The organism is Microcoleus sp. D3_18a_C4, assembly GCF_036702415.1.
Classification (GTDB): domain Bacteria; phylum Cyanobacteriota; class Cyanobacteriia; order Cyanobacteriales; family Microcoleaceae; genus Microcoleus.
In genome coordinates, this window is sequence record NZ_JAUBTI010000003.1 from 17461 (window position 1) to 23759 (window position 6299).

The following is a 6299-nucleotide window of genomic DNA, read 5'->3' on the forward strand; positions in this document are numbered from 1 at the left end:
CCCTTCAGTACGCTGGATGGGTTCCAACTTCGCTTGAGCCGGGTCTTCCTCTTCCCCTTCAGTACGCTGGACGGGTTCCAACTTCGCTTGAGCAGGTTCTTCTTCTTCCCCTTCAGTACGCTGGATGGGTTCGAGTTTACCCTGCATGGGTTCTTCCTCAATTTCTTGGCGTTGGACTGGTGGCTGTGCTACATTACCAGAGCGATCGCCTTTGAAAAACTTAGCTTGTACTCTCGGTCTTAACTCCCCTGCTGTACCTGCAAAAATTGGCATTTCGGCAAAATTAAAACCCTGTTTTTCCTGCTGCTGTTCAGTTTGTGTGTCTTCTGTTGCAGCTATCTGGGGTGAGCCGAGGGAGTTTTCCATCGGACGGACGGGACTGAGAGATTTAGCTTGAACAGGTGTCTCTGTTAGTGGAGCTAAATCATGATGGTCTTGTTTTCTCAGTCGCGTCTTCATAGTGACAATCTCCAGTTATTTAAGCCTGTAGGTATTTTGCGAATCTCAGGAATATCAACATTTAGAGCCTAACTTTAATTAAACCATAAAGTTGTTACCGCTAAAATTAAACTTTTGTCTAATTTTGCTCGGATTCTGGAAAACGGGCGATCGCCAAACATCGCGAGTTATTTTCTAACTGAATTGTACTGGTTCAATTTTGCAATTTGCTGAATTTACTGTTAACGCCAGAGAGTTTGGCGATCAAAAATTTTTTGCTATCTTTCAATTTCAGCAATCGCCTCTTTCGGTGAAATATCGCTGTAGATAATTTTCATGAGTCCGGGTAGATACTCATCCATGGTCGTCAGATTGGGATAAATTAATTGTCTAATCAGTGCTAAATCTAACTGACTTCCCTCAACATCAATGCTCGTTTTATAACGCACTTCTCCATCGGCAAAATCTAACTCAAAGTTACCGATAGATAAGCCATAATTAGCGCGAGTGATAAATTCGGCGATCGCCATTCGCCTTTCCGGCGGTGCTTTAATGGGACAAACTGAGTAAAATCGAAATTGCTTTTGTTCTTCTCGAATTTCAGCATAACAAAACCAGTCACCATTATTCGCTTGTGCAGATACTCTTAAAATGGCTTGTTCTTTAATAACTTCAGGAAACCAATTATGCTCCTGAAAAAATTGTAAAACCAGTGAAAATATATGGGATTCAGATGGTAAAACCTCGGAATTTTCTGTGAATGATTCTAGAATACTAATAACATTACTAATCATTTTTTCAGGAGAAATTACCTCAAGATTAGTTAAGTTATGATGTTGTTTAAACCAATCTTTCATTGCCTCGCCTACAACTTCGACAATACTAGAATCTGTATTGGTTTGCTCCTGCAGGAAACGCATCACTATATCGACTAGAGTAGTACCTGACAGGGAACCGATTTCCTCTGGATCGAGATAACTCCACAAAGTTTGATAGTTGACCTCTCCGTCCGCTTGCGATTGTTTTACTGAGACAATAAACCAATTTTCTGTTTGTAATAGAGGAGATTGATTATCCAAATTTAGTAAATAATTTTTAAAGTCAGTATTAGCTGGTAAATTGCCTAATAATTGAGTATTGAATTTGGCAGTTAATTCGAGAGCTAACTGCGAATCGAAGGATTTTTTAGTCGCGCCGATCATTTCAGGCTTGAGGTTAAACAGTTGTTTGGACTGAAAATCTTGAAATTGTTCGGGAGGCACAGAAAATCTCAAGAAACATTCTTTAATTTGATTCTCTTCCGAACTCACAGATAAGTTAGTTTCGATGGTTAGCAAACCATCGGGAGTTTGCAGGGATAAGGGATTATCTAAACTATAAGATAGTGATTCAGTTACCATTTCTTGCTCGTCTCCATGTCCAAATTGCTAAAGGAATTGTCACACTAACACTCACTACTAAAACCAGTAAAAACTGATTCCAATAAATTCGCTCTCGCACCATTAAGCTAAACTGATTAGCGTCCAACCCTCTTAAAACAATGGGTAGGTTAATTCCTGATACTAAAAAGCCTAAACCGCCACCAAAACTTACTCCTAAAAATGCTCCCAAAATTGAAGTTAGTAAAGCATTGGTCAGAGAAGAATAAACGATTTTGGCATCCTCTCCATCGATGGCGACTAAATGTGCCAGCCAAGAAGCAAGCGGAAGAAATAACAATAAGCTGATGTAACCTTGAACAATAATATCGGCAGTTCCCTTAGCATCTTTCCCGATAAATAGCGCCACTAAAGCCACACCACAACCGACCAAAAGCCCGAGACCACCAATTATCGATGCTTGTAGGATGGCCGAAGTAGCGATCGCTTTCACGGGATTTCCTACGGTATTGCTCATCAAATCTCCTCTAAATTAGTCACTCGGTTTTACTCTGGGTCAGGTTCCGGTAGATTCATACTCTTGACTGCGGCTCTTACACTCTCAAGCATATTAGCTAAGGGTTGATCTTGACTCTGGAGCGATTCGGATGTCCCAGCAATCTTCTTGTCGATCATCTCCTTGAGTTGTGCCATTTTAGTGTTGCTTTCTTGTAACTTGACATTACCTTCAGCACGTTTAGCCTTGAACTCTTGGTCGAATGTTGCCACTCGCTTGTCATTTTGGCGGTTCATCGCCTCTTGATTGCTATCACCGATCGCTCCTGCAACACCACCAGCGATCGTATTGGTAAGCGGGATGGCTTGTCCAATGGCAGTATTTGCAGCAAATTTACCAACAGCGCCCCAATGTTGTGACCCTCCTATACCATTTATTAAATCTTTTCCTAGACCTTTGAATGCTCCACCCGTATCAACATCACCTAAAGCCGCTGTCTGCTTATCAAATTTAAATTGACCTGCATCACGAGAAATTTTTGATATCAATCCAGCAGCACCAACGGCGGAAGCACCTTCCCCAAAAGCGAGTCCGTGCTTGGCAAAATTACCCTTCAGCTTGGATCGAGAGCGCGGATCGTTTGTCTTCATCGTCCCAATTCCCGTCCAGATGAACAGTGCCAAGTCAACAGCCGTCTTCACAATCGTCGTGAAGAGAGTTAGTGAAGTGAAGACCGCCGCTACAGGAGGTGCAGGAATCGTAAATAAGCTCAACGCTGAGAAGATGCTCTTGAGCAGTCCCAGGGCTGTAGAAATCCCTTGCATCACCGCGTAGGCTTTGGCTCCTGTCTGTCCGCCTAAACCCTTGACACCTTCACCGTTAGTTCCTGCAACGATCGCTTGGAACTCCTTAGCTGCCGCCATAAACTCTTGCTTAACGGTTGTTGCCTTGATTTCACTCTTGTACCCGGCTCCAACTTCTTTCGTCTTCAACCCTACTGTACCCAGAGTCGCGATTCTCAATGCCGCATTTCCCGCTCCTGCGGCTATTTTTCGCGCCAGTTGCCCACCTGTTCCCATTGCCCGTGCGCCGTACTTCTCGTACTTACTGCTTTCTTCCTTAACATCGGCTTGGTATTTTTCTAGCTTGACGCGGTAGACGGCGCTCTTTTCGACATTTTCCCAAGATTTGCCAACTTTAAGCGTGAATTGCTTGGTATCAAAGTCGCCGCCTGTTTTCTGATTCTTCTTCCCAGCATCGATTTCATCGTAAGTAGCTAAGGCTTGTTCGTGCATTTCCACCGTTTCACCGCCGCACTTCTCCGCCTCCTTCAGTCGCTGTTCTGCTTGCGCCTCAAACATCGCCATTAGTTCCAGTCCCTGGATCATCCGGGCTTCGGCAACTTTCTCCCCTTTATCTTTATTAATCAGTTTGCGGTCAACTTTTCGACCCAATCCCTTAAATGGCGACCAAACCGCACTTGCCAGCGACTTAAAGCCCGACCAAGCCTTAGAGAAACTGCCTCCGAAAAAGCCCTTTAAGCCTGCCATCTTACCTTGCTTAAGGCTAGGATCAATATATTTATTTCCTTTCCCTTGTGGTGCTTGGTCTGGCTCCATCGTTTGGCCGGCGAGTTGATCCCCTTCCGAGACTCCCGCCTCTGCACTCGCTTCTGAGTCTTTGATATCGGTTTTTGCTAGTGCTAAAGCTTGTTCGTCAGAAAGCGGTTTGCCTTTTTCAAGGGATTGACCCCGCGTGCGACCTGCCTCTAATATCTTCGTGGCGACACTATCGCCGGACTGAGCATAGTAATGAGCTACGACCTCTCCCATTTTCTTCTCAACTAGGTCGCTGATGGTCTTCTTGTCCATCTCCAAGAAACTGTAGTTCCGCATCATGTGGTAGCGGTTTTCCTCTAACTTCATCGCTGCATCAGATGCTTTAGTTTCCAGTTGGTCGGGCGTAATGTCTACACCAATTTCTCCGCCTTTTTGTAAGCCCATCCGGGTTTTAGCGGATTCTAGTTGGGCATTTTCTTCTAGCGTTTCAACTTTGTCTCTTAATGGGGCGAGTTTTTCTTGTGCGGATTTAGTAGCTATATAGCTACCGCGAGCGAAGGCTCTAGCTAATTCCTCTTTTCCTTCTGCTACAGTTTTTGAGATCAGGGATTTATTTCTCAGGATATTACTTTGATGTCGGGCGATCGCTCCCGTGATTCCTTCAAACTCTTTTAGAGATTGTTCGCCAAATTTAAAGGCAGTTGCATCGGCTTTTTGTCCGCTCTTCACTGCAACCTTACCAATTTTGTCCTGTCGCGCCCGTTTGACATCTTCGCTTTGTTCTTTATTCTTGGCGCTATCTTTCAGGATTTTTACTTTCTCTTTTCCTTTCGCTGAAAGCATTGTCGCCTCCGTCAACGTTTCTTGTATGCTGGCTTCTGCATTATTTTGCATTGAAGTAGCGATCGAGCGTTGGGACGGCTTTGGCTTGTCTTCAGATTCATTCAAACCGTCTAGAAAATTGTCCCCAACAGGTGCTAGTTCTTCACTATGGTCATCCTGAATCAACCCTGAATAATCCTGGGTAACTTGGAAGTTAGAGTCTGACTGTTTAGCCTCAGATTGAGGTGCTGTGGAAATTTGTTGATGAGTGACAGACTGACTAGCGACAGGTTGCTCAGCCGCAGGTTGATGAGTGTTAGGGGCAGATCCGCTCGCTTCTTTAACATTTAAGAGCGTGTCTGTCTTCGTCAACGTTTCTTGAATGCTGGCTTCTGCATTATCTTGCATTGAAGTAGCGCTCAAGTGTTGGGACGGCTTTGGCTCGTCTTCAGATTCATTCAAACCGTCTAGAAAATTGTCCCCAACAGGTGCTAGTTCTTCACTATCGTCATCCTGAATCAACCCTGAATAATCCTGGGTAACTTGGAAGTTAGAGTCTGACTGTTGAGCTTCAGATTGAGGTGCTGTGGAAATTTGTTGATGAGTGACAGACTGACTAGCGACAGGTTGCTCAGCCGCAGGTTGATGAGTGTTAGGGGCAGATCCGCTCGCTTCTTTAACATTATTTAATTGCTGTGTTGCTTCCAGAGGAGGGCGAGATGTACCTATGGCTTTAAGATTGTGGTTAGCTTTTTGTTTATGCTGTGTTGCCTTCTGAGGAGGGTGAGATGTACCTATGGCTTTAAGATTGTGGTTGGCTTCTTTATTTAGTTGCTGTGCTCTGGCTTGACGAATCCTGGCAACGTGTTTTTTCTGATCTTCAGTGAGTTTGCTCTGCTCTACGGGGGGTTTGCGTTGAATGACGGTAGTGCTGCTTTGCTGCACCACATAGGTTGGTTCATGGGCAAGTAATTCCTGTCCTCCCTGACTGTCCGGATTATGTTCTCCTGCTTCAGAACCTGCTGGATTTTTCTGTTGCTCGTCTTGGTCGAGTTGTAAAATCGGTTTGGAGCCTACGGTGTCCTCAATAGGCTTGCGCTGGAGACTTGAACTTGCACCCACTACCTCTACACTGTCCCCCCGCGCTGCTTTAGCTCCTAAAATATCTGCTTCTGTCTCTAACCCTGGATCGGCATTAATGGGCGCTCCTTTCCCCTGTGGCACAGAAACTCTCCCCGCCCTTTGCTGGACAACGTGGGTAAGTTCATGACCTAATAATTCTTGCCCGGACTGCGTATCGGGTTGGTATTTACTCGGTTGAAAGTGAATATCTGACCCTTGGGTATAAGCAACTGCCCCAATGGCTTTAGCTTGCGGCCCTTCGTGAATGCGGACGCCCGAAAAGTCCGCCCCAAAAGCCCCCTCCATTTTCTGCTGCACAGGTTCAGGCATCAGCTTTCCACCCCCACTCGGAGCAAGGTTAATCTTGGCTTGTATTGGCTTAACCTTTTGGCTTGATTCTCCTTTAGCTTGAGCGGGTTCTTCTTCTTCTCCTTCCTGACGCTGAACGGGTTCCAACTTCGCTTGAGCCGGGTCTTCCTCTTC

At 45.2% G+C, this 6299-nt stretch carries 4 protein-coding genes; all 4 read right to left on the reverse strand.

Annotated elements, in window-relative coordinates:
- Nucleotides 1-459 (reverse strand): hypothetical protein (locus QUB16_RS02305; protein WP_333313735.1); only part of this gene is annotated, 459 nt, incomplete at its 3' end.
- Between the two features lie 257 nt (nucleotides 460-716).
- The gene (locus tag QUB16_RS02310) at nucleotides 717-1838 is read right to left on the reverse strand and encodes a YbjN domain-containing protein (protein ID WP_333313737.1); all 1122 of its coding nucleotides are present in this window, start codon (nucleotides 1836-1838) and stop codon (nucleotides 717-719) included.
- Nucleotides 1828-2334, reverse strand: coding sequence for a hypothetical protein (locus tag QUB16_RS02315; protein ID WP_333313738.1), 507 nt, complete (start codon nucleotides 2332-2334; stop codon nucleotides 1828-1830). Before QUB16_RS02315 ends, QUB16_RS02310 begins: the two co-directional genes overlap by 11 nt.
- Nucleotides 2335-2363: 29 nt before the next feature.
- The coding region (locus QUB16_RS02320; protein ID WP_333313739.1) for a DUF4157 domain-containing protein at nucleotides 2364-6299 on the reverse strand (3936 nt) is incomplete at its 5' end.